At 71.7% G+C, this 21,918-nt stretch carries 16 protein-coding genes and 2 pseudogenes; 9 read left to right on the top strand and 9 right to left on the bottom strand.

What is annotated here, in order from left to right; all coding sequences use genetic code 11:
* Positions 1 to 17: 17 nt before the first annotated feature.
* A pseudogene (locus ACGFYV_RS20700) lies at positions 18 to 1,133 on the top strand (condensation domain-containing protein); the annotation flags it as partial.
* On the opposite strand, the gene ispH reads toward ACGFYV_RS20700, so the two are convergent.
* The 3 genes from ispH to ACGFYV_RS20685 all read right to left on the bottom strand — a co-directional run bounded on the left by ispH (position 1,052) and on the right by ACGFYV_RS20685 (position 3,938).
* Positions 1,052 to 2,185: a 4-hydroxy-3-methylbut-2-enyl diphosphate reductase gene (gene ispH, locus ACGFYV_RS20695; RefSeq protein ID WP_393879851.1), complete on the bottom strand. Its 1,134-nt coding sequence runs from the start codon at positions 2,183 to 2,185 to the stop codon at positions 1,052 to 1,054. The pseudogene ACGFYV_RS20700 and the gene ispH overlap by 82 nt on opposite strands.
* A gap of 352 nt (positions 2,186 to 2,537) precedes the next feature.
* Positions 2,538 to 3,452 carry a HipA family kinase gene (locus ACGFYV_RS20690; protein ID WP_393879859.1) on the bottom strand — a complete coding sequence of 305 codons (915 nt, stop codon included), beginning with the start codon at positions 3,450 to 3,452 and terminating at the stop codon, positions 2,538 to 2,540.
* Between the two features lie 198 nt (positions 3,453 to 3,650).
* Positions 3,651 to 3,938, bottom strand: a complete 288-nt coding sequence (locus ACGFYV_RS20685) for a helix-turn-helix domain-containing protein (RefSeq protein WP_393879850.1) — start codon at positions 3,936 to 3,938, stop codon at positions 3,651 to 3,653.
* A 408-nt stretch (positions 3,939 to 4,346) separates the two neighbouring features.
* On the opposite strand from ACGFYV_RS20685, the gene ACGFYV_RS20680 reads away from it, so the two are divergent.
* The 3 genes from ACGFYV_RS20680 (at position 4,347) to ACGFYV_RS20670 (ending at position 5,762) form a co-directional block, all read left to right on the top strand.
* Positions 4,347 to 4,832, top strand: a complete 486-nt coding sequence (locus ACGFYV_RS20680; RefSeq protein WP_393879849.1) for a hypothetical protein — start codon at positions 4,347 to 4,349, stop codon at positions 4,830 to 4,832.
* A gap of 147 nt (positions 4,833 to 4,979) precedes the next feature.
* A complete protein-coding gene (locus ACGFYV_RS20675; RefSeq protein ID WP_393879848.1) occupies positions 4,980 to 5,357 on the top strand; it encodes a hypothetical protein in 378 nt (125 codons plus the stop codon).
* Between the two features lie 24 nt (positions 5,358 to 5,381).
* Positions 5,382 to 5,762 (top strand): hypothetical protein, encoded by a 381-nt coding sequence (locus ACGFYV_RS20670; RefSeq protein ID WP_393879847.1) that lies wholly within the window; start codon positions 5,382 to 5,384, stop codon positions 5,760 to 5,762.
* 96 nt (positions 5,763 to 5,858) lie between these two features.
* Here ACGFYV_RS20670 and ACGFYV_RS20665 read toward each other — a convergent pair.
* Positions 5,859 to 8,925 (bottom strand): annotated as a pseudogene (locus ACGFYV_RS20665) (NPCBM/NEW2 domain-containing protein).
* Between the two features lie 128 nt (positions 8,926 to 9,053).
* Positions 9,054 to 10,565, bottom strand: coding sequence for an IucA/IucC family protein (locus ACGFYV_RS20660; RefSeq protein ID WP_393879846.1), 1,512 nt, complete (start codon positions 10,563 to 10,565; stop codon positions 9,054 to 9,056).
* A gap of 259 nt (positions 10,566 to 10,824) precedes the next feature.
* Between ACGFYV_RS20660 and ACGFYV_RS20655 the strand changes: the two genes are divergently transcribed.
* From ACGFYV_RS20655 to ACGFYV_RS20645, 3 genes are read left to right on the top strand one after another with little or no spacing between them, the layout of a single operon-like run.
* The gene (locus ACGFYV_RS20655) at positions 10,825 to 12,339 is read left to right on the top strand and encodes an IucA/IucC family protein (protein WP_393879845.1); all 1,515 of its coding nucleotides are present in this window, start codon (positions 10,825 to 10,827) and stop codon (positions 12,337 to 12,339) included.
* Between the two features lie 9 nt (positions 12,340 to 12,348).
* Positions 12,349 to 13,611, top strand: a complete 1,263-nt coding sequence (locus tag ACGFYV_RS20650; RefSeq protein ID WP_393879844.1) for a VWA domain-containing protein — start codon at positions 12,349 to 12,351, stop codon at positions 13,609 to 13,611.
* Entirely contained in the window at positions 13,611 to 14,435 is an 825-nt protein-coding gene (locus ACGFYV_RS20645; protein ID WP_393879843.1) for a hypothetical protein, read from the top strand. The genes ACGFYV_RS20650 and ACGFYV_RS20645 overlap by 1 nt, the downstream gene beginning before the upstream one ends.
* 450 nt (positions 14,436 to 14,885) lie before the next feature.
* On the opposite strand, the gene ACGFYV_RS20640 is transcribed toward ACGFYV_RS20645, so the two are convergent.
* On the bottom strand, positions 14,886 to 15,512 hold the full coding sequence (locus ACGFYV_RS20640) for a winged helix-turn-helix transcriptional regulator (RefSeq protein ID WP_393879842.1): 627 nt from the start codon (positions 15,510 to 15,512) through the stop codon (positions 14,886 to 14,888).
* Positions 15,513 to 15,593: 81 nt separating this feature from the next.
* Here ACGFYV_RS20640 and ACGFYV_RS20635 point away from each other — a divergent pair, with 81 nt between their 5' ends.
* Together ACGFYV_RS20635 and ACGFYV_RS20630 are read left to right on the top strand one after the other, a co-directional pair.
* Complete coding sequence (locus tag ACGFYV_RS20635) at positions 15,594 to 16,802, top strand: pyridoxal phosphate-dependent aminotransferase (protein ID WP_393879841.1); 1,209 nt, start codon at positions 15,594 to 15,596, stop codon at positions 16,800 to 16,802.
* A gap of 268 nt (positions 16,803 to 17,070) precedes the next feature.
* Positions 17,071 to 17,691 (top strand): hypothetical protein, encoded by a 621-nt coding sequence (locus ACGFYV_RS20630; RefSeq protein ID WP_393879840.1) that lies wholly within the window; start codon positions 17,071 to 17,073, stop codon positions 17,689 to 17,691.
* A gap of 123 nt (positions 17,692 to 17,814) precedes the next feature.
* On the opposite strand, the gene ACGFYV_RS20625 is transcribed toward ACGFYV_RS20630, so the two are convergent.
* The 3 genes from ACGFYV_RS20625 to pucL form a co-directional block, all read right to left on the bottom strand.
* The gene (locus ACGFYV_RS20625; RefSeq protein WP_393879858.1) at positions 17,815 to 19,140 is read right to left on the bottom strand and encodes a nucleobase:cation symporter-2 family protein; all 1,326 of its coding nucleotides are present in this window, start codon (positions 19,138 to 19,140) and stop codon (positions 17,815 to 17,817) included.
* A gap of 346 nt (positions 19,141 to 19,486) precedes the next feature.
* Complete coding sequence (locus ACGFYV_RS20620) at positions 19,487 to 20,866, bottom strand: 8-oxoguanine deaminase (RefSeq protein WP_393879839.1); 1,380 nt, start codon at positions 20,864 to 20,866, stop codon at positions 19,487 to 19,489.
* A 127-nt stretch (positions 20,867 to 20,993) separates the two neighbouring features.
* Positions 20,994 to 21,917: a factor-independent urate hydroxylase gene (gene pucL / locus ACGFYV_RS20615; protein ID WP_393879838.1), complete on the bottom strand. Its 924-nt coding sequence runs from the start codon at positions 21,915 to 21,917 to the stop codon at positions 20,994 to 20,996.
* Position 21,918 lies beyond the last annotated feature (1 nt).

The following is a 21,918-nucleotide window of genomic DNA, read 5'->3' as shown; positions in this document are numbered from 1 at the left end:
GGGTTAAAACGGGCCTTTTGGGGTTTTTTTGGGGGGGGGGGGGGGGGTGTTGGGGGGGGGGGGGGCCCCCCCGCGCCCCCCCCCCGGGGGGGGGCCCCCGGGGGGGGGGGCCCCCGGGCGCGGCACCGCGGCTGCGCGTCGACCGGGAACTGGCCCGGGAACTGGAGGACTTCGGCCGACGCCACGGTGCGACCCTCTACATGATCACCCTGTCCGCGTATCTCGTCGTCCTGCACCGGATGAGCGGTGCGCGGGATCTGCTGGTGGCGACGGGTGCGGCGTGCCGTACCTGGCAGAACACCCAGGACCTGCTGGGGATGTTCATCAACACGGTGGTGATCCGGGGTGATCTGGGGGACGATCCGACCCTGGCCGAGACGGTGCGTCGTGTCCGGGGCACCTGTCTGTCCGCCTACGACCATCAGGAACTTCCCCTGGAGGAGGTGATCGCCGGTCTTGAGGTGCCCAGGACCCCCGGGATCAACCCCTTGGTCCAGGCGGCCTTCAACTTCCATGAGTCACAGCCGAAGTCGCTCGACTCCGTGCCCTTCGACATCACGGTCATCGACGGCATGAACAACGGAACCACCAAGTTCGACCTCAGTGTGACGGTCTTCCCGAGCTACGCGTCACCGGGGCACATCAGCCGCTACGAAGGTGCGCTCCTTCACATACCGCGGTCCGATACGGCGGTGCACCCCAGCCCGCTCGACGCGCTCTCAGGGCTGGACGTGGTCTGGAAGTACGACACCGCGCTCTTCGGCGAGAGCCAGGTACTCGGGATGCTGGCGGCGTACCGCGAGGTTCTTCGCACGATGGCCGCCGTACCGGAGACACGCCTCTCCGAGATCGACGTGCGGCACCTTCTGGGCGACCTCCCCGATGAGCCGGAGGTCCCCCGGGTCCGGCAGCGCGCGGACGATCACCGCTCTGTCCGCCGCCGGCCGGGCAGTGGAGAACCCGGCGGCACGGAAGCAGGCGGTGACGGAACGACGTTGGCCGTGATCATCAGGATCGTCGGCGACGTCCTGGGAGTCTCAGCCCCGCACGGTCACGACAACTTCTTCGAACTGGGCGGCAATTCACTGGCGGCTGTGCGCTTCCTCGCCACCGTCCGCAAGGAGTTCGGCGTGTCGCTCAAGCTGGAGGACGTACTCGCCGATCCCACGATCGGAGCGATCGCGGAACTCGTGGACGTGGCCCTGGGAGACCGGGGCCGGGGCTGATCCAGCTCGCGGGGCAGCGTGAAGACCTGGTTCTCGCGGGCCACCTCGACCGTGCGGACCTCGCCGTAGCCCCGCTCGGCGAGCATCGCGAGAACCGCGTCCGTGGACAGGCGGGGCGCCGAGGCCCCCGCCGTCAGTCCGACGACCTCGGGGTCGCCCTCAAGCCACTCGGGCCTGACGTCGTCCGGGCCCTCGACCAGGTACGCGGGAGTGCCGGCGGCCAGGGCGACCTGGACGAGCCGGGTCGAGTTGTGCGAGTTCGCGGATCCGACCACCAGGACGAGATCGCTCGCCGCGGCCACCCGCTGCGTCGCGGCCTGCCGGTTCTGCGCCGCGTAGCAGATGTCGTCGCTCGGCGGATCCACGAGCCGCGGGAACCGCTCGCGAAGCGCCGCCGCGACACGGGTCGTCTCGTCGACGGTCAGCGTGGTCTGCGCGAGCCACGCGACGCGGTCCGGATCCGCCACCTGAACGGCGTCCACGCCGTCCAACCCCGCGACGACGGTGGTGCGTTCGGGCGCGACACCGACGGTTCCCACCACCTCGTCGTGTCCGGGCTCGCCGATGAGCAGGACGTCGTAGCCCTCCGAGGCGAACCGCCGCGCCTCGCGGTGGACCTTCGACACCAGCGGACATGTGGCGTCGATCGTCAGCAGTCCACGGCTGTCCGCTGCGGCCCGGACCCGTGGCGCCACGCCATGGGCGGACAGGATGACGACGGCCCCTTCGGGCACCTCGTCGACCTCGCTCACGAACACGGCTCCCTGACGCCGCAGTTGGTCGACCACCACGCGGTTGTGGACGATCTGGCCACGGACGTACACGGGCGCGCCGTACAGTGCGAGTGCCCGCTCGACCGTGGTGACGGCTCGCTCCACACCGGCGCAGAAGCCGCTCGGCGCGGCCACGAGCACGGTCTTGCCTCTGTCGGAGCCATCTCGTCCGGCGGTACTCGTCATCACGCCCTCCACAGCTGATCGCACGTGGAACGAGCGAAGCATCATGGCCATATTCCAGCCATGACCGGAAGCAGCCCCCTGCGCGAAAGGGCAGACATACCGGCCTGGCGCGCCAGAGACCCGGCGTACCGGAGGCGCGGCATACCGAAGGCCAGACGTACCGGAGGGCCGGCGTATCGGAGGGCCGGCGTATCGGAGGGCCGGCGTACCGGAGGGCCGGCGTACCGGAGGGCCGGCGTACCGGAGGGCCGGCGTACCGGAGGGCCGGCGTACCGGAGGGCCGGCGTACCGGGGGGCCGGCGTACCGGGGGGCCGGCGTACCGGAGGCGCGGACCGCCACCACGTTCCGCGTTCAGCCCAGGTGCGTCGACCAGTCCTGTTCCGCCGCGGGCCTGCCGTGCAGGTCGGGGACGCTTTTCAGCCAGGCCGGGCGGCCGGCCTGGGTCCTCGCCGCGCGGGCGGCCTCCTCGGCCGCGAGTTCCTCGCGGCTCGGGAAGTCGGTGGGCAGCCACTCCCGCGACAGCCGTACCCGCGCGAGGAGGTAGTCGGTGTAGGCGGCGCGGACGTCGTCGGGCGTGGCGAAACCGGCGTCCTCGGCCAGCCAGGCGTCCGGCACCCCGGCGACGACGGACCGCAGCAGTTCCTCGGTGACCCGGGGTGCCAGCTCGGCGTCGGCGGCCCGGACGTCGGGGGCGTGGTGGCCGAGGGCGTGGTGGCGGAAGTCGTACTTCTTGCCGGGGGTCGTGGTGTCCCAGCGGTGGTGGAAGACGAGGGCGGCGCCGTGGTCGATGAGCCACAGGCGCGGGGGCACGGTGCCGAGGGTCGGCCAGACCATGAGGTTGGAGCTGTGGACCGTACGGTCCACATTGGCGGTCAGGGCGTCGAGCCAGACGATCCTGCCCGCCTCCACGGGATCCACGGGAAAGACCTTCGCGATCTCGGGCGTGAAGTCCTTCGCTCCCGGCAGGTAGTCCATGCCGAGGTTGACGCCCGCGCTGGCGTCGTGCAGGTCCCGCACCTCCTGGTGCGGCTCCCCCTCGGCGATGGCCGGGTCGAAGTGGACCAGGACCAGTTCGGGAAAGCGCAGGCCGAGCGCGCGGGCGAGTTCACCCACGATGACCTCGGCGACCAGCGCCTTGTGCCCCTGGGCCGAGCCGGTGAACTTCACGACGTACGTGCCGAGGTCGTCGGCCTCGACGATGGCGGGCACGGAGCCTCCGGAGTGCAGGGGCTCCAGGTAGCGGGTGGCGGTGACCTCCCTCAGCATCTTCGAAGGTTCCGTCACGCGTCCACCTTACATTTCACGGTCACATCCGAGGGGCCGCATTCCGGGGGAAACGCCCGTCGAGGGCGGTGCGACCCTTGCTTCCGGCCTTCGGCATGAAGTGAGCATAGTAACCAGGCGTGACAGCCGGAGAGGGGGTGCCCGAGCCCGCGGTCGAAGCATCCGCACGACGGAGCCCGGTCACCGGCCTGCCCGGCCGGCGGCGCGGTACTCGCTGGGCGTCGTGCCTGTGGCGGCGCGGAAGGCGCGGGTGAAATCGGATGATCGCGGGTATCCCCAGCGCATTCCGATGGCGCCGATGGGGACGGTGTGCTGCGCAGGGTCGGCCAGGTCCCGTCGGCAGCGGGCGAGGCGCTGCTGCCGGCGTCGTCGCCGGAAGTGAGCTCGGCGTGCGCGTCGGTGAGGCCGGTCAGTAGCCGGCTCAGGAGCTGCCCGACGCCCGATCGTCCCGGGAGAGCTGTTCCGCACAGCGGCGCCACGGCCTTGTCCGGCAGGGGCAGAAGGCGCCGGGGAACTGCAGCAGCACCCCTCGGGCTCCCGGGAACATGGTGGTCAGCATGACGCCCCCATGGGTGGTGCCGCCTGATGGCATAAGCGGTGCCGCCTGATGGCGTACCTGGTGCCTCCTGATGGCGCCGATGCGACAAGGCTGCCCGTCCACCGGCCCCGTACACGATCGTCACCGGTGGACGGTGGCTGAGAGAAGTGCGCCCTGCGCCAAGTCGATTGCGCTGCTCGCTCATGACGCGACCGGTGCCCTGACGGAACGCTGGATCGTGCACACCAGGCCGCGAGGCCGACCACCTTCGCGGCACACCCACCTCGGCCGCGGCGCGAGCCGCGCGCACACCGAACCGTTCACGGGGGAGAGAACCGATGAAAGTACGCACCAGCGCTGTCGCGGTGACGGCCGTACTCGCGATGGGCGCGGGAACCCCACTCGCCGTGGAAGCGGCACCCGCCTTCGCCGGTACGGCGGTGCCGGACACGGCACGCGATGCCCGACTGGGACATACGGCGGCGGCCGTGACGGCCGAGTCGCACAGCCGCGTGTTCCGTAGCACCAGCCCCGGCGGGCGGGCCTACACCTCCGGCCGGATCTCGTGGAAGGAGAACAGCGCGGGACAGGTCTACGACGGCAGGATCCAGGGGACCGTCTGGGACAAGGCCTCGGATCAGCGCTGCGCCTACGCGAAGATCAAGGTCGTCTTCTCCAGCGGCGGCGGGGGCACTTACACCAGTGACCGCGCCTGCAAGCCCGGTCACAAGGTCGATTACGGTGCGGGGCCGGACCGCCGGATCAGCTGGATCGGCGTGAAAGCGTGCACCACCGACGGCAAGTGCGATCCGCAGTGGCGCTGACCTGCGCAGAACGCATCACGCTCGCTCGCACCGACAGGATCGTCGGCCCCACCGCCTGACCAGAACGTCGCCGTCCGGCCACCGCAGCCACGGAGGGTGCGGTGGGGATTCGGCACACACCCGCATGCAGACCGAAGGAGCACCACCATGTCCATCCGCAACCTCTCTCGCGCGGCCGTCGCCGTGACGTCCATCGGCGTCCTCGGGATCCTCCAGATCGGCTCGGCGTCCGCATCCGGCAAGACCTCGGCGTACTCCATGGGCAGGGAGGCGGCCCGCGTCACCTACTGGAGCAGCACCGACGACTTCAGGGTGTCCGACACCCTCTGCGACGGCCACTCGGTCTACGCCCAGTACCAGCGGGCCGGCGCGCGCATGCAGAAGCTGAGCAACTCCCAGGGCTGCCACCACTACTCGGACTTCAACCGCAGCTTCACCGGCGGCCAGACCATCAAGTACCGCGTCTGCGTGAGCCTGCCTTTCGGGGACAACTGCAGCAGCTGGAGGCGGGACAGCACCAGCTGACCCGGAGAAGACAGGGAACGGAACATGATCAAGAGGAAGACAGCGGCCCTGGCCGCGGCCACGTTGGCCCTCATGGCCGGTGCCGCGGTGCCGGCAGCCGCCGTCCCCGTCCAGAAGGTGCCCACCGCGACAGCGGCCGCGTCCCGGACAGGAACGTTCTACGGCACCTACCAGCAGGCCGACGGGTGCGTGTACCTGCGTTCCGCGGCCGGGTACCACTACCTGCTGGTGGGCTACACCAGGGGCGGCAACGGCGGTCTGTACAAGAAGGGCGGCGGCTTCGTCGCCTACCCGGGCTGGCGGATCGTCGCGCACGGCACCCGGTACGACAGGTCCGGCACCTCCTTGTGCCCGACATGGGGCACGGACAGGCAGATCAAGGCGACATCGGTCTACGCCTACTGAGCCCGTTCGCACGGAGACGAGGGCGGTGCGCCGCCGGCAGCACAGTGCCGGCGGCGCACCGCCCCGCTGGTGTTCCGCCGGTGTTCCGCTACGGCGTCAGCCGCAGGTGAACCGGGCGGCGGCCCAGTCGCCGTGGTCCCCGGTCTTGGAGTTGTTGGTGTCCGTGACCCGGAGGTGGACGTGCCGGGCCCCGGTGACGTCGACGTCGACCGGGACGGTGGCCGAGGCACCGGTCACCTTGGGCGAGGTCCACAGCACCTTGCCGTCCGCCTCGACGGAGAAGGCGACTTCGCCGTATCCGTTGATCTCGTCGTCGATACCGACGTCGGCGGTGAACCGGGTGCAGCGCCCGCCGGGATAGACCTCGATGTCGGAGTCGGCGTGTACGCCGATGCCCTTGTCGTACGTCGTCCCGGCGAGGGTGAGGGGGTGGCCGTCGTGGGCGCCGGACTCGCCGTTGCTGCGGTCGCGTTCGGGCGGCCCCCAGCCGTTCGCCGACTTCAGCCACACCAGGTCGCTCGCCCAGGTGTCCGCGGTCGGCGGCTGCGGCATCACGGCGACCGCGAACCTCTGGGTGGAGGTGCGCTCGCGACCGGCGGCCCGGTAGCGGGCGGTGGCGGTGAGGGTCGCCTCGCCGGGGCTCGTGTCCTTGTCCGGGATGACGGTGAGGTCGACGCGGCGGGTGGTGCCGGCCGGGATGCTGCCGATCGGGGCCGGTGCGGTGACCTGCCAGCCGGCGGGCGCGTCGAGGCCGACCCGCACCCCTGTGGCGTCCTTCGTGCCGGCGGTGACGTCCACGCTCACCGTGCCGGGGACGCCCGCGCCGAGCTCCGGGTCCGCGGGGGCGGTCACGACGGCGGGGGCGCCGGGCGGGGCGCCGCCGACCGCGCTGGTGCCGCCCAGTTCCAGTTCGAAGGGCTCGGCCGTCGACCGGGTGCCGGTCCTTCACCAGCACGACGCCGCCACGGTCGTCGCGGTCGTAGAACCAGCCCCGCGCGGCCTTGCCGTACGCGTCCTTGTCCGCGAACTCCGGCAGGGCGCGCCCGTCGAGATCGACGCGGCCCGGCTCGTCGCCGGTGTGCACGGTGAACGCGTACGGCCGTGCGCTCTGCTTGCCGTCGAACTGCCCCCGGCTCGCTCCGATGCGCACGCGCACGTCACCGTCGCCCCGCCGCGGTGCGGTGACCTCGGCGCGCTGGGTGCTGTACTCGCCGGTGCGGTGCTGCCGCGTCACGCCGTCGTCCTCGTACAGGGTGAACGACGAGGTGCCCTGCGGGTAGATGTCCCACGCGAGCGGCGAGTCGGCGGTGCGGTCCTGGTAGGAGCGGATGCCGGGCCACATGGGCACGGCCGCGCCCGCCCTGACGAACAGCGGCAGGGTGTCCAGCGGTGCGCTGTACCCGTCGATCGTCGCCGGGCCCTGGTAGGTCCGTCCGCTCCAGTAGTCGATCCAGGTGCCCTTGGGCAGGTAGATCCCGTCGCGGACGGAGGTGTCCTGGTAGACCGGCGCGACGAGGAAGTCCTCGCCGGTCAGGAACTCGTACCTCGCCGCGTCCGTCGCCGCCTTCGGATCGTCCGGGTACTCGAGCGCGAGCGGCCGTACGGCGCCCACACCCGTCTGGGTGGCCTCGTGGGCGTACGAGTACAGGTACGGCAGCAGCGACTCGTGGAGCTTGAGGTACGTGCGGTTGATCGAGGTGTACGGCTCGCCGTACCGGAAGGGCTGCTTGTCGCTGGCGGCCCAGCCGTCCATGGACATGGTCACCGGCAGGAAGGACTTCCACTGCAGGTCGCGTGTGTACGTCTTGGGGCTGCCGCCGAAGATGCCGTCGATGTCGCCCGTGGTGTAGGCGAGGCCGGACATCGTCGCTCCCGCGTACGTGGGGATCTGCCAGCGGATGTAGTCCCAGCTGCCGCTCTGGTCGCCCGACCACTGCACGCCGCAGCGCTGTGCGCCGGACCAGCTCTCGGGGGCCCAGGTGAAGCCGCGTGCGTCGCTGTTGTCCTCGATGCCCTGGTAGGCGTCCTTGCAGCCGTCCAGTGCGAACTTGTAGCCGGCGCCGACCCAGGCCACGTCCAGCTTGGCGACGCGCTGGCCCGCCTTCACCTGGTCGGCGACCTTCCCGATGCCGTTCTCGGTCCACAGGCCGAGCTGCGCCTTGTCGCCCCGCAGGCCCTGGGCGGTGTCGGCGAGGTTCTCGTAACCGCAGCCGTAGCCGTCGTTGACGAGCATCCAGCCGAGCGGCATGTCGTGCGCGACGTACTGGCCGGCGACCGACACGGCGTCGAGGGTGTGTCGTTCACCGCGGTTGGCGTTGTGCAGGTAGCAGTCGGCGTCGCCCGCTTCGAGGCCGTAGACGGGTGGCATGAAGGGCTTGCCGGTGAGCGAGGTGTACTGCCCGATGACGTCCTTGGCGTCCCCGGCGGGGCCGGTGAAGTAGTAGGCGTCGAAGCGCTGTTCGCGGGCGGCGGCCGTGACGGGCTCGCCGAAGGTGTAGGTGTTGGGGGCGTACGTGTTGCGGAAGACGCCGTAGCCGGCCGTGGAGAGGTAGAACGGCACGGAGTTGGGGTGCCCGCCGTCGTTCCAGTCGTAGTCGACGCTCACCTGGACGGTCTTGTCCCGGTGCGAGGTGCTGCCGCGGCCGTTCTGCATCCCGGCGCCGTAGAACTGCTCGTCCGCGCCGCGCGCCAGGCTCTGCGTGGTGGTGTCCGCGGTCCAGGTCAGGCCCTTGGTCTCGGCCCACACGAGGCTGCCGTCGGCGCGGTGGAGGGCGAAGCGGAGCGGGCTCTTGTACGCCTGGAGCGTGACCTTCGACGTACTCAGTTCGTACCGGTCGCCCTTGTCCCTCCAGTGTGTCGTGGGCGGCTTGCCCTGCGGGAGCACGATGTCGTCGCCCGTGGGGTCGGTGAACGTCCCGTCGGGGGCGAGTTCGAGGCGGAAGGTGTCCGGGGTGACGAAGCTGATCCGGGCCTCGGCCTTCCCGGCCGTCAGATGGTAGACGGAGCCGCCGGGGCCGGCGGAGAAGGCGGTGACGTCGCCGACCGTCGTCCCGGTCGGCTCGGCCGCCTGTGCGCCGCCGGGGCCCGAGAGGACCGCGAGGAGCCCGAAGAGCCCCAGCAGCGTTCCGATCACCGTCCCTCTCTTGCGTATTGGTGATTGCATAGACCGCTTTTAGCGCAGAATCACGCACGGAGGCCGAGGTAGGACATCACTGGCCCGGAATCCTGGAGGGGGGTGCCCGCGCTCACCCCGGAATCCCGCCGGGCACGCGCGCTCACCCCCGGGGAGGTTCAGCCGGTGGCCAGCGGGTTCGGCAGGGGCAGGTAGCGGGCGGCGGCGCCGTCCGCCGCCGTCCAGCGCAGCAGCAGGTTGGTCTTGCCGGGCAGGGTGGGCGAGGCGAGCAGCGCGGGGATCTCGGGCAGGTCGTGGCGGGCGAGTTCGCGGCGGGCGGCGGGCCAGGGGTCGAGGCCGGGGTGGTGTTCGGCGAGGGCGGCGGCGATCTCGCTGAGGTGGTTGACGACCAGGCAGTACACCAGCCGCTCCCAGCCGGCCGCGCGGGAGACCTCGGGCAGCAGTTTCGTGCCCTCGGCGTCGCGGAACAGCGCCTGTACGGGCGTGCCGCCGGCGTCGACGGCGACCAGGGTGTTCTGCAGGTGCGCCTCCAGGACGACACCGTGGTCGGCGAACGCCGTGAGGGCGGGCGGGACGACCTGGCGCAGGTAGGCCTCCCACCAGGCGTGCGGATCGGCCGCGGTGGGCAGCGGATTGCCCTCGAAGCCCTCCGCCAGTGCGGCGGCGAGCAGCGGGGTGGCGCCGGGCAGGAGGTGGTCGCGCAGTCCGTCGCGGACGAGGACGGCGAGTTCCTCGAAGGCGAAGGCCGCGGTGCGGTAGCCGCGGTCGGACAGCCAGGCGGCGGGCGGCCCCATGGCCGTGAAGGCCTGGGTGGCGGCCGTGTCGGTGCGCCGGAGGTCCAGCAGGTCGTGGCGCCACAGCCGGCGGATGTCGTTGGTGATGCGGACGTCGAGGCTGAACTTCAGGAAGAGGTCGCGCTCGGGCGCGTACAGCGTGCGGATCGCCGCCGTCGGCCAGGCGGCGAAGTCCGTGGTGCCGAGCCGCAGCAGGCGCCGGTCGGCGAAGGCGGGGGCGAGGTCGCGGGCGAGGAGGTCGAGCTGCCAGGGGTGGGCGGGCAGCAGCCGGTAGCCGGGCGGGGCCGTGCCGAGGGCGTCGAGGGCGCGGGTGTCGCCCTCTTCGACGACGAGGTCCTCGCGGACGCCGAGCAGCACCAGGGGGAAGCGGGCGTGCGCCTCGGGGGCGTAGGGCAGCCAGGCCGTGACCGGTCCGCCGCCGCGGGCCTTGGGCGCCGGGTGGTAGGGGTGGCCGGTGATCAGGGACTGCTCCGAGCGCAGGTACGGGTCCTCGGGCGGGGCGGCCCGGTGCCGGGCGGTGAGCAGGGCGGCGACGGCGTCCCGGCTGTCGATCATCTCGGCGGGCAGATCGCCGCCCGGCAGCCCGGTGAGCCGGCGCAGTTCCTCGGCGACCAGTTTGACCAGTTCGGTGTGGCCGATGCGGTGCCAGGCGCCGTTCGCGTACACCTCGGGGTCGGCGGGCCGCCGGCCGGGGCGCACCCGCAGCAGCCGCCCGGTGCCGGGCAGCCGGTGGACGGGCCGGTCCCCGGCCCCGGCGTCGTCCGGGAGCGGCCTGGCCACCTCGCGCAGCAGGCAGTTGAGCAGCGGCGCGGCCGCGTACGCGTCGGCGGCACGATCGACGGCGTCGGTGGGGGGCTTGAGGTCCACTCGATCCATTCGTTCTTCGTCGGGGTGTTCTGCGTGATGGCGTTCTGCGTCGGCGCGATCTACTCCGGGGCGATCTACTACGGGGCGTTCTGCGTCGGGGCGATCTTCGTGATGTCGTTGTGCGTGATGCCGTTGTGCCTGATGCCGTTGTGCGTGATCTCGTTCTTCGTGATGCCGGTACGGCGTCCGGGGCGGGGGGCCTCACGATCAGTATGTCTGGCGTATCCGACAATCGTGCCCCGAGTCACCCGCCCCCGAGGAGCCGAACGTGTCCCACTCCCCCACCGCCGAGGCCGAGGTCGCCGAGGAGCTGGCCTCCGTACGGCCGGGGCTGCTCGCCCGGTACACGGCCGAGCTGCCGGGTGCCCGCGCGGCGGTGCTGACCCGGCTGTGGCGGGCGCTCGCGCACGAGCCGCTGCCGTGGATCACCGGCCGTTCCCCGGGGGCGCACCGGCTCGCCCTGCGCCTCGAGAGCGGCCGGACGCTGCACGGGCCGGTCGCCGATCCGTACGCGACCGGCGACCGTGTCACCGCCGTCCATCTGGACCGGGAGCGCTACGACGACCCGGCGCGGCTGATGAGCGACCTCGCGGTACCGCACGCGGCGGCCTTCGCCGTCGAACTGGCGCACAGCGTCGCCTCGCTGGCGCTGTCCCGGGCCGACGCGGAGCCCGCAGGCGAGGAGCCCGTGCGGGACTGGGAGTGGGAGCAGCGGGTGGTGGACGGGCATCCGTTCCATCCCAACTGCCGTACCCGACCGGGTTTCTCCGTCGCGGACCAGCTGGCGTACGGACCGGAGCACCGGCCGGTGGTGGAGCTGGGCACGGTGGCGGTGCCGGCGGCGGAGTGCCTGGTGTCGGGCGAGTGGCCGGAAGAACTGCGGGACGGGGACGCCGTGTTGCTGCCGGTGCACCCCTGGCAGGCGGCCCACGTGCTCAAGCGGTCGTACGACCCCTGGCGCCCGGCGCATCCGCTGATGTCGCTGCGTACCCTCGCGCTGCCCGGCGGCCCGCATGTGAAGACCGCGCTGAGCGCCCGGCTGACCTCGTCGGTGCGGGACATCTCCACGTACTCCGTGGCCGCGTCGGCGGCGCTGTCCGCGCTCGGCACGGAACTGGCCGCGCGCTCGGACGGTCTGCTGCACGTGACCCGCACCCTGGGCGCGGCGAGCGCCCAATCCCCCGACCTGGCGGCGCTGTTGCGGGAGTCGCCCGAGGCGTACGCGCGTCCCGGCGAACGCGTCCTGCCGGTGGCCGCCCTCGCCACCACCCCGCTGCCCGGCGACCCCGCCTGGCTGGCCGCCTTCACCCGGCTCGCCCTCACGGCCGGCCTGCGCCTGCTGGACCTGGGGGTCGCGCTGGAGGCCCACGGCCAGAACCTCCTCGTCGTCCTCGGGCCCGACGACACCCCGCTGCGCCTCGTCTATCGGGACCTGGCCGACATCCGGATCAGCCCCGCCCGCCTGGCCCGTCACGGCATCACGCCGCCCGATCTGACCGGCCGTCTGATCACGGACGACGAGACGGCCCTGCGCCGCAAGCTGTTCGGCTCCCTGGTGGCGGGCGCGCTCGCGGGGGTGGCGGGGTCGGGGCCCGCGCTGGGCGCCGCGCTGCGGGCCGCGCTGCCCGATCTGCCCGGTACCGCGGATCTGGTGGCGCTGCGTGAAGGCCCCCTGCCGGCCAAGGCGTTGACGCTGATGCGCCTGTCCCCGGAGACTCCCGGCGACCAGTGGACCGCCCTGCCCAACCCGCTCGTTTTGGAGCCGGGCGCATCTGATCAATAGGATCCGCCGATGATCAGAAGACAACGGCTGGCGGCAGGCGTATGTGCTCTGCTCGCCGCCCTGGCGGCCGGGATCGCGTTTCCCGGCGGAGCCGCCGCCGACGAGACGGCGCGGCCCGCTCCGAAGGTCGAACTCGTGCTGGACGTCAGCGGTTCCATGCGGACCCGTGACATCGACGGCGGCTCCCGGATGGCCGCCGCGAAGCAGGCGTTCAACGAGGTGCTCGACGCGACACCCGAGGAGGTCCAGCTCGGTATCCGCACCCTGGGCGCCAACTACCGTGGAAACGACCGTAAGACGGGCTGCACGGACACCGCCCAGCTCTACCCGGTCGGGCCACTGGACCGGACCGACGCGAAGACCGCGGTGGCCACGCTGGCACCGACGGGCTGGACGCCGATCGGACCCGCGCTGCAGAAGGCGGCCGGGGACCTGGAGGGCGGCGACGGCACCCGCCGGATCGTGCTGATCAGTGACGGCGAGGACACCTGCCAGCCGCTCGACCCGTGCGAGGTGGCCCGCGAGATAGCCGCCAAGGGCATCGGGCTGACCATCGACACCCTGGGCCTGGTGCCGAACGCCAAGACCCGCGACCAGCTCAGCTGCATCGCGGACGCGACCGGCGGCACGTACACCGATGTGCGGCACAAGGAGGAACTGTCGGACCGCGTCGGGGAGTTGGTGGACCGGGCGGCCGACCCGGTGGTGACTCCGGTGGCCACCGAGGGCACCGACCAGTGCGCGAGCGCGCCTGCCCTCACGTCCGGTCTGTACACCGACCGTGAGGAGTTCGGGCAGCAGCGCTGGTACAAGGTGGACGTCAAGCCCGGCCAGGAGCTGCGCGCCTCGGTGAGCGTCGCGGACGACCGGGCGGTCGCCCCGGACTACGGGGTGCTGCTGCGGGCGGTGACCGTGCACGGCCGGGAGATCGTGCGCGGCGAGGCGGCGGGCACCGGCCGTACGGACGTCCTGTCCACGGGCCTGCGCTACCCGAGGCCCGAGAGCGACGACGACACCGCGACCCCGGAGACGGTGTGCCTGCAGGTCACCAACTCCTTCTCGGCGGCCACGGGCGTGAAGAGCACGCCGGGTCTGCCCGTCGAGCTGACGGTCGACGTCGTGGACGGTCCGAACAAGGCCGGCGACGTGGCCGCGTTCGGCCTCGGGCGCGGCTGGTGGCTGCTGGGCGCGCTCGTGCTGACCGGCTTCGTCGCCGGTCTGCTGTGGGGCTGGCTGTCTCGTTGGCGGGTCGCGGTCTGGAGGACGAACTGATGCGTGTGACACGTGTGTTGAGCAGCGCCCTGCTGACGCTCGGGCTTGCCGCGGGAGTGGCCACCGGACCGGCTGCCGGGCTCGCCGCCGCCGACTCCTCGCCGTCGCCGAGCGCCTCGGCCGACGGCTCGGCGCCCACCCGGGCGGGCACCTCGTTCCGTACGGCGACGGAGATCGAGCAGGGGCAGCGGGCCACCGCGTCCGGCTCCACCGGTGACTACCTGTACTGGTCGTTCCCGGCGGACTCCGGGCAGCGCCCCACGGTCGAGGCGTCCGTGAAGCTGCCGCAGACGCATGCCGCCCAGACCTGGCAGATCGACGTGTACGACGGTCTGCGCCGCCGCCAGGCCTGCCAGTACGGCGCGGCGACGCGCACGGCCGCGCAGGACGCGCCCTCGGCCGAACTGACCTGTGTGCTGCGCACGGTTCGGGCCTGGTCGGAGCCGTGGGCGAACGACCCGCTGCCGGGCACGTACTACGTCCGGCTGACGGTCGTGAACCTGAACTCCTCCGACCTCGGCATGCCGGTGAGCACCGAGGTGCGTGTCGGCTCCAAGGACATCGGCGGCTCGGCCGCGGTGGACGGCTCGCTGTCCCAGCCGCTCGTCCCCGGAATCGCCGTCAAGCCCGCGGCGGAGCAGGACGGCACGAAGTCCGCGGTGCTGTCGAGCATCGAGCCGGACGACGGGTGGGCCTCCGGCTGGTGGTCCGACCGCTGGGTGTGGACCGCGCTCGGCGGTGTCCTGGCCGCGCTCGCGGGCATCGGCGGATACGCACTGACACGCGGCTCGGGCCGCCCGTCCCGGGTGCCGCCCACGATGTGATCCGACATGAGTGAGTGAAGGCCCGCCCCACGGCGGGCCTTCCGTCTTTCCCACCCGCTCCACTCCCGCCCGGCCGAGCCCGAAACCCACCCGCTCCACTCCCACCCGGCCGAGCCCGAAACCCACCCGGCCCACACCCACCCGGCCCAAACCCGCCCGCCTCACGGCGGGCCTTCCGTCTTTCCCCCACTCGGCTCCCGCCCACCCAACACCCGCTCGGCCGACCCCCACCCGCACGACACCCGACCGGCCGACACCCACCCGCCGGACACCGGACCGGCCGACACCCACCCGCCCGACACCTGGCCGGCCGGCCCACACCCGCCCGACGCCCACCGCGCCCGGCACCCACCCGGCCGACACCCACCGCGCCCGGCACCCACCCGGCCGACACCCACCCGCCGGCCCCCCGCCCGGCCGGCTCGCTCACCCGAGCCGGCCGGTCCGTTCTCACGCCTCCCGCAGCGCCTTGGCGAGCGTGCCGTCCCCGGTCACGGTGGCGCGCCCGGACCGGACGGCGTCCGTCAGCCTCAACTCGCCGCGGGCCACGGCCTCGCAGGTCGCCGCGTCCAGTTCCAGGCGTGCGTCGGCGGCGCCGGGCGCGGGTCCGTCGCCGTACACCGGCCCGTCCTCGGCGCCGACGCGCAGGTGGAACTCGCCTTCCTCCAGCCGGACTTCCACCACCCCCTCACCGTCCAGGCCGCGCAGCAGCGGCAGCGCGAACCAGTGCGCGCGCACGGCGTCGGTGGGCCGCCGCTCGCCCAGTTCGGGCTGCCCCCACTCCCCCAGCGCCTGCAGCACCGGCAGCAACGCGCGTCCGCGCTCGGTGAGTTCGTACACGTTCGCCGCGCCCGGCGGGGGCAGCCGGCGCCGGGTGGTGAGGGCGTCCCGTTCCATGTCCTTCAGCCGTGAGGCCAGGACGTCGGTGCTCACCCCGGGCAGGTCCGCGTGCAGGTCGGTGTAGCGGCGGGGGCCGGCCAGCAGTTCCCGGACGATCAGCAGGGTCCAGCGGTCCCCGACGAGGTCGAGGGCGCGGGCCGCGGAGCAGTACTGGTCGTAGCGTCGGCGAGGTGGCATGCGACGCAGTCTAGACATGTTGTTGGACTTTCCAAGCTCACACTTGGTAAAACCAAGCAACACGAGTTCCTGGAGGGGCGCATGGAGTTCCGGCAGTCGAACAAGCTCAGCGAGGTCTGTTACGAGATCCGCGGCCCGGTGATCGAGCACGCCGACGCGCTGGAGGAGGCGGGCCACAGCGTGCTGCGCCTGAACACCGGCAACCCCGCGTTCTTCGGCTTCGAGGCACCGGAAGAGATCCTCCAGGACATGATCCGGATGCTGCCACGGGCGCACGGCTACACGGACTCGCGCGGCATCCTCTCCGCCCGCCGGGCGGTCGCCCAGCGCTACCAGTCCCTGGGCCTGGAGGTCGGCGTCGACGACGTCTTCCTCGGCAACGGCGTCTCGGAACTGGTCTCCATGGCCGTCCAGGCACTGATCGAGGACGGGGACGAAATCCTCATCCCCGCCCCGGACTTCCCGCTCTGGACGGCGGTGACCACCCTGGCCGGCGGCCAGGCGGTGCATTACCTGTGCGACGAACAGGCCGACTGGAACCCGGACCTGGCCGACATGGCGTCGAAGATCACCGACCGCACCAAGGCCGTGGTCATCATCAACCCCAACAACCCGACGGGCTCGGTGTATCCGAAGGAGGTCGTGGAGGGCATCCTCGACCTGGCCCGCCGGCACGGCCTGATGGTGTTCGCCGACGAGATCTACGACCAGATCCTGTACGACGACGCCGTCCACCACTGCGCCGCCGCCCTCGCCCCCGACCTCGTCGTCCTCACCTTCTGCGGCCTGTCGAAGACGTACCGGGTGGCGGGCTTCCGCTCCGGCTGGCTGGTGGTGAGCGGCCCCAAGCAGCACGCGAAGGACTACCTGGAGGGCCTGACCATGCTGGCCTCCATGCGGCTGTGCGCCAACGCCCCCGCCCAGTACGCCATCCAGGCCGCGCTCGGCGGCCGTCAGTCCATCCGCGAACTCACCGCGCCGGGCGGCCGGTTGTACGAGCAGCGGAACGTGGCCTGGGAGAAGCTGAACGAGATCCCGGGCGTCTCCTGCGTCCGGCCCAAGGGCGCGCTGTACGCCTTCCCGCGCCTCGACCCCAAGGTGCACAAGATCCACGACGACGAGAAATTCGTCCTCGACCTGCTGCTCCGTGAGAAGATCCAAGTCGTCCAGGGCACCGGCTTCAACTGGCCTGCCCCGGACCACTTCCGCATCCTCACCCTCCCGCACGCGGAGGATCTGGAGGCGGCGATCGGCCGGATCGGGCGGTTCCTGAGCGGATACCGCCAGTAGGAAACCGTACGTCCGGCGGCTTCGCCGGGCGCTGGAACGGAGTCGTCCTGGGGGGAACCCAGCGCACAGGAGCCCTCCTCGGACTCCTGCTGACCCTCCCGGTCCGGGCGGCGGCGGACGGCCACCCCGCACCACCACGCGCGCCCCCGCACCACCCCGCACCACCGGCTCACCTGCCGGGACGGCGTTGTCAGACCCCGGTCGTACTCTTCGAATACGGCCGCCACCTGGCGGTTCCGTCACCTCGACGCATCGCAGGGAGTACGTCGTGACCCGACCGCCGACCGCCGCGCAGCGGCGGGTGATCGATGCCGCGGATCCGGTCACCGGTCGGCTGCGGGGCACGGAGGCGCAGCTCGCGGCGCTGGTGAGACATGGGCTCGCGTTCCGGCACCCACGCCCGCCGCACGCCCACTTCCTCACCCCGGCAGGGCATCGGATACGGGAGGCGGCACCCGAGGTCCGCGAGGAGACCACCGCGTCGGCCGCGGTGTTCGCGGCGCGCGTCGGCGGGGAGGAGCAGGCGCCCCCGTCCGGTCCCGCGCGCCGGCGCGAGGTGCACAGTGCCTGGCAGGGGCTGCTGGAGCTGCGCCGGATGACCAACCCGGACGGCGCCGTGGACCGGCCCTGCGGCTGGGAGCGCGCGCATCTGGTGCGGGCCGCCGCGCTCGCGCTGGAGGCCGCGGGGCACCGGCCCGAGGGCCCGGACGGAGCCGGCTACCGGGTGCGGGCGACCCCGCAGCCGGAGGCGGTCGCCGTGTACGCGCCGGACGCGCGCACCCTGGACGCCTGCGCGGCCACGCTGGAGCGGGCGGGCTGGCAGGCCGGGGCCTACACCGAGCCGCGGACCCGGGTGCGCTACCTCTTGGCCTCACCGCGTCGCGTCTGAACCCCCTGCCCGGCACGGGTGTCCGCCCTCACGCCCTCGTCCGCGCGCGGGGTACGGCGATCGCCGTACCCCGAGCGCGGACGACGCTCAGCCCACCGCGAACAGGGATCAGTGGGCCAGGGGTCAGTGGGCCGGGGCCAGCTCCTCGCCCGCTTCCATGGGATGCGTGACGTCCTCCGCGTCGCGGCCCTTGCCCAGGTGGTTGAAGACCAGGTTGAGCAGGACGGCCATGACACAGCCCACGGAGATGCCGGAGTCCAGGACGATCTTCGCGGTCTCCGGGAAGGCGTGGTAGAACTCCGGGGCCGTGATCGGGATGATGCCGACCGCGAGGGAGACGGCCACGATCAGGACGTTGTTGTCCTTCTCCAGGCCGGCCCGCACCAGGGTCTGGATGCCGCTCGCGGCGACCGATCCGAACAGGACGACGCCGGCGCCGCCGAGGACGGGACGCGGGACGACGGCGATGAGCGAGGCGGCGACCGGGCACAGACCCATCAGGACCAGGAAGCCGCCGCCGGCCGCGACCACGAAGCGGCTGCGGATGCGGGTCATCGCGACCAGGCCGATGTTCTGCGCGAAGGCGCTGCACATGAAGCCGTTGAAGAGCGGGCTGATCGCCGAGCCGAGGGTGTCGGCGCGCAGGCCCGCGGCGATGGTCTTCTCGTCCGCGGGGCGTTCCACGATCTCGCCCAGCGCCAGCATGTCCGCCGTGGACTCGGTCATGGAGACCACCATCACCACGCACATCGACAGGATCGCCGCGATGTGGAACTGCGGGGCGCCGAAGTGGAACGGGGTCGGGAAGCCGACCAGGTCAGCCGTCGCCACCGGGCCGAAGTCGGTGACGCCGAACGGGATCGCTATCAGGGTGCCGGCGACCAGGCCGAGCAGCACCGCGATCTGCTTGACGAAGCCGCGGGTGAAGCGGCGCAGCAGCAGGACGATCAGCAGGGTGAGGCCGGCCAGGGTGAGGTTGGTGGGCGAACCGTAGTCGTGCGCGGCCGGGTTGGGGCCCTGGGCCCAGTTGAAGGCGACCGGGAGCAGGGAGACGCCGATCAGCGTGATGACTGTGCCGGTGACGACGGGCGGGAAGAAGCGGACCGCCTTGCAGAAGACGGGGGCCGCGAGGAAGCCGAGGAGACCGGCGACGATGACCGCGCCGAAGATGATCGGCAGCGCGTCGGACTTGTCGTGCGTGGAGGCGACGATCGCCGTCATCGGCGCGACACCGGCGAAGGTGACGCCGTTGACGAAGGGCAGCCGGGCACCGATCTTCCAGATGCCGAGGGTCTGCAGGAACGTGGCAAGGCCCGCGGTGAACAGGCAGGCGCCGGTGAGGAAGGTGAGTTCGGTGCCGGACAGGCCTGCGGCCGCGCCGACGATAAGGGGCGGGGCGACGACTCCGGCGTACATGGCGGCGACGTGCTGCAGGCCGCTGGTCGCCATCTTCAGTGCGGGGAGTTTCTCGTCCACGGGGTGGACGGCCTTCTCTGCAACGGGGTGGGGCCCGTCGACGGGGTTGGCGGACACGGCGGCTCCTCCGGTCGGTTAGACACGTCGTCTCGGACGTGGGTGTCAGGGAGGTGGTGCGCGGCGGACATGGGGGTACCTCCCGCTCGAGCGAAGTCGAGAGTGGGGGAGGGACCGGTGAGACCCGTGGGGGTCGCGGGACGGTGACCGTTCCGGAGCGCGCGCGCTCACGCGCGCCCCGGGGACGGCCGCCATGGACCCGAGCAAGGTCCATGGCTGCCGGCCGGGAGCCGTCCCTCCCGGCCGGAGTCGAAGGGGCGGCTCAGGCCTGGGCGGCGATCCGTGCCAGGCGCTGTGCCTCGTCCCGCGTGGAGCGGGCGATGGCGTCCTCGTCGACGGTCAGCAGACGGCCGTTCTCGACGATCTGGCGTCCGTCGACGAAGGAGGCGGTGACCGGGGCCGCCGCACCGAAGACCAGTGCGGTCACCGGGTCGGCGATGGAGGCGTGTGCGAGGGTGTCCAGCTTCCACAGCACCAGGTCGGCCAGCTTGCCCGCCTCCAGGGAGCCGGTCTCGGCGGCGCGGCCCAGCACCTGGGCTCCGCCGTAGGTTCCGAGGCGCAGTGCCTGACGGGCGTTCAGCGCGGCCTCGCGGTGGGCGCCGAGGCGGTTGATCAGCAGGGCGTTGCGCAGTTCGGTGTGGAGTTCGCCGGACTCGTTGGAGGCGGTGCCGTCGACGCCGAGGCCGACCGGGACGCCCGCCTTCAGCATGTCGGGGACCCGGGCGATGCCGGCCGCGAGGCGGGCGTTGGAGGACGGGCAGTGCGCGACGCCGGTCTTCGTGCGGCCGAAGGCGGCGATGTCGGAGTCGTTCATGTGGACGCAGTGCGCCATCCACACGTCCTCGCCGAGCCAGCCCGTGGACTCGAAGTAGTCGGTGGGGCCCATGCCGAACAGTTCGTGGCAGAACTTCTCCTCCTCCACCGTCTCCGAGCCGTGGGTGTGCAGGCGTACCCCGAGCCGGCGGGCCAGCTCGGCGCCCTGGCGCAGGAGTTCGGTGGAGACGGAGAAGGGCGAGCAGGGGGCGACGGCGACCTGCGTCATGGCGTCGAAGGAGGCGTCGTGGTGTTCCCTGACGGTGGCCTCGGTGGCGGTGAGGGCGCCTTCGAGGGTCTCGACGGCGAAGTCCGGGGGCAGTCCGCCGTCCTTCTCGCTGCGGTCCATGGAGCCGCGGGCCAGGGTGAAGCGGACGCCCATTTCCCGGGCGGCGCGGATGATCGCGCCGGACAGGTCGCCGGAGCCGCGGGGGTGGACGTAGTGGTGGTCCATGGCGGTGGTGACGCCGCCGCGGGCCATCATGGCGAGCGAGCCCTGGGCCGCGGAGTAGGCCATCTGCTCGTCGATGCGCGCCCAGGTGGGGTAGAGCGCGACCAGCCAGTCGAAGAGGTTGTGGTCCGTGGCCAGGCCCCGGGTGATCCACTGGTAGAAGTGGTGGTGGGTGTTGACCAGACCGGGGGTCACGAGATGCCCGGAGGCGTCGATACGGCGTACGACGTTCTCCAGGCCTTCGGGTGCCGTGCCCGCCCCGACCGCCTCGATGCGGTTGCCGGCGATGACGAGGTACCCGGAGGCGTACTCGGTGTCGTCGGCGTCGACGGTCGCGATCGCGCAGTTCTCGATGACGATGCGCTGGGCTGCTGCCATGATTCGTCCTTTTCGCTCAGCGGACTGAAGTGGGAGGGCACGGCAGGACCCTAGAAGTTTTGAGTGCCGTGACCGGGGACCCGGAGCAACGCGCTCCCCGGTCACGGGTGCCGAGAGAGGGAAAGGATCAGAGGTTGGTGAGGTCCAGCGGGATCTTCGGCTCGCAGCCGTCCCGCAGGATGGTCGCCTCGATCAGGCCGTAGGGCCGGTCGGCGGCGAAGTAGACCTCATTGTCGTTCTTGAGCCCGAAGGGTTCCAGGTCGACCAGGAAGTGGTGCTTGTTCGGCAGGGAGAAGCGGATCTCGTCGATCTCACCGCGGTTGTTGATGATCCGCGAACCCATCTGGTACAGCGTCTGCTGCAGCGAGAGGGAGTACGTCTCGGCGAAGGCCTGGAGCATGTGCTTCCTGACCTGCTCGTAGGACTTCTCCCAGTGGGGCATCTTCTGCTCGTCGTCGGTCCAGTTGAACCGCCAGCGGCTGGCGACCTGGGTGGCCAGGATGCGGTCGTACGCCTCCTGGAGGGTCGTGTACTTGTCCTTGACGTAGCCCCAGAACTCGGAGTTGGTCGAGTTCATCACGACCAGGTCCTTCAGACCGGAGATGACCTCCCACTTCTCACCGTCGTAGGTGATCTGGGTGAGGCGGGTCTCCTGGCCCTTGCGGACGAAGGAGTGCTTGACGTCGTCCGCGCCGATGAACTTCGAGTTGGCGTCGGAGGACTCGATGCGCTCCCAGGCGTACTCCTCGATCCGGATCCGCGCGGTCTTGATCGGCTCCTGCGAGGTGACGAAGTGGCGGGCGAGGTGGATGCCGAACTGCTCGGCGGACTCGATGCCGTACTCCTTGGCGAACGCGTACACCGTGTTCTTGGTGGTGTCGGTCGGCAGGACGTTGGCGTTGGAGCCGGAGTAGTGGACCTCCTCCATGTCGCCGCTCAGGGCGATGGAGACGTTGAGGTCCTTGATGTGGTGGGTGGCGCCGTCCCGCGTGATCTTTACGACTCGGTTCTCTGCCTTGCCGTACTGGTTCTGTCCCAGGATCGTGGGCATG

Origin of the sequence: Streptomyces sp. NPDC048297, from assembly GCF_043201585.1 — a bacterium.
Classification (GTDB): Bacteria; Actinomycetota; Actinomycetes; order Streptomycetales; family Streptomycetaceae; genus Streptomyces.
The sequence above is the reverse complement of the archived record's forward strand: the minus strand, read 5'-3'. Positions and strand labels throughout refer to the sequence as shown.

Coding starts and splice junctions, on each gene's coding strand:
- ispH (WP_393879851.1), bottom strand. CDS start 2,185: ATGACGAGTACCGCCGGACGAGATGGCTCCGACAGAGGCAAGACCGTG.
- ACGFYV_RS20690 (WP_393879859.1), bottom strand. CDS start 3,452: ATGCTGAGGGAGGTCACCGCCACCCGCTACCTGGAGCCCCTGCACTCC.
- ACGFYV_RS20680 (WP_393879849.1), top strand. CDS start 4,347: ATGAAAGTACGCACCAGCGCTGTCGCGGTGACGGCCGTACTCGCGATG.
- ACGFYV_RS20675 (WP_393879848.1), top strand. CDS start 4,980: ATGTCCATCCGCAACCTCTCTCGCGCGGCCGTCGCCGTGACGTCCATC.
- ACGFYV_RS20670 (WP_393879847.1), top strand. CDS start 5,382: ATGATCAAGAGGAAGACAGCGGCCCTGGCCGCGGCCACGTTGGCCCTC.
- ACGFYV_RS20660 (WP_393879846.1), bottom strand. CDS start 10,565: ATGGATCGAGTGGACCTCAAGCCCCCCACCGACGCCGTCGATCGTGCC.
- ACGFYV_RS20650 (WP_393879844.1), top strand. CDS start 12,349: ATGATCAGAAGACAACGGCTGGCGGCAGGCGTATGTGCTCTGCTCGCC.
- ACGFYV_RS20645 (WP_393879843.1), top strand. CDS start 13,611: ATGCGTGTGACACGTGTGTTGAGCAGCGCCCTGCTGACGCTCGGGCTT.
- ACGFYV_RS20640 (WP_393879842.1), bottom strand. CDS start 15,512: ATGCCACCTCGCCGACGCTACGACCAGTACTGCTCCGCGGCCCGCGCC.
- ACGFYV_RS20635 (WP_393879841.1), top strand. CDS start 15,594: ATGGAGTTCCGGCAGTCGAACAAGCTCAGCGAGGTCTGTTACGAGATC.
- ACGFYV_RS20625 (WP_393879858.1), bottom strand. CDS start 19,140: ATGGCGACCAGCGGCCTGCAGCACGTCGCCGCCATGTACGCCGGAGTC.
- ACGFYV_RS20620 (WP_393879839.1), bottom strand. CDS start 20,866: ATGGCAGCAGCCCAGCGCATCGTCATCGAGAACTGCGCGATCGCGACC.
- pucL (WP_393879838.1), bottom strand. CDS start 21,917: ATGCCCACGATCCTGGGACAGAACCAGTACGGCAAGGCAGAGAACCGA.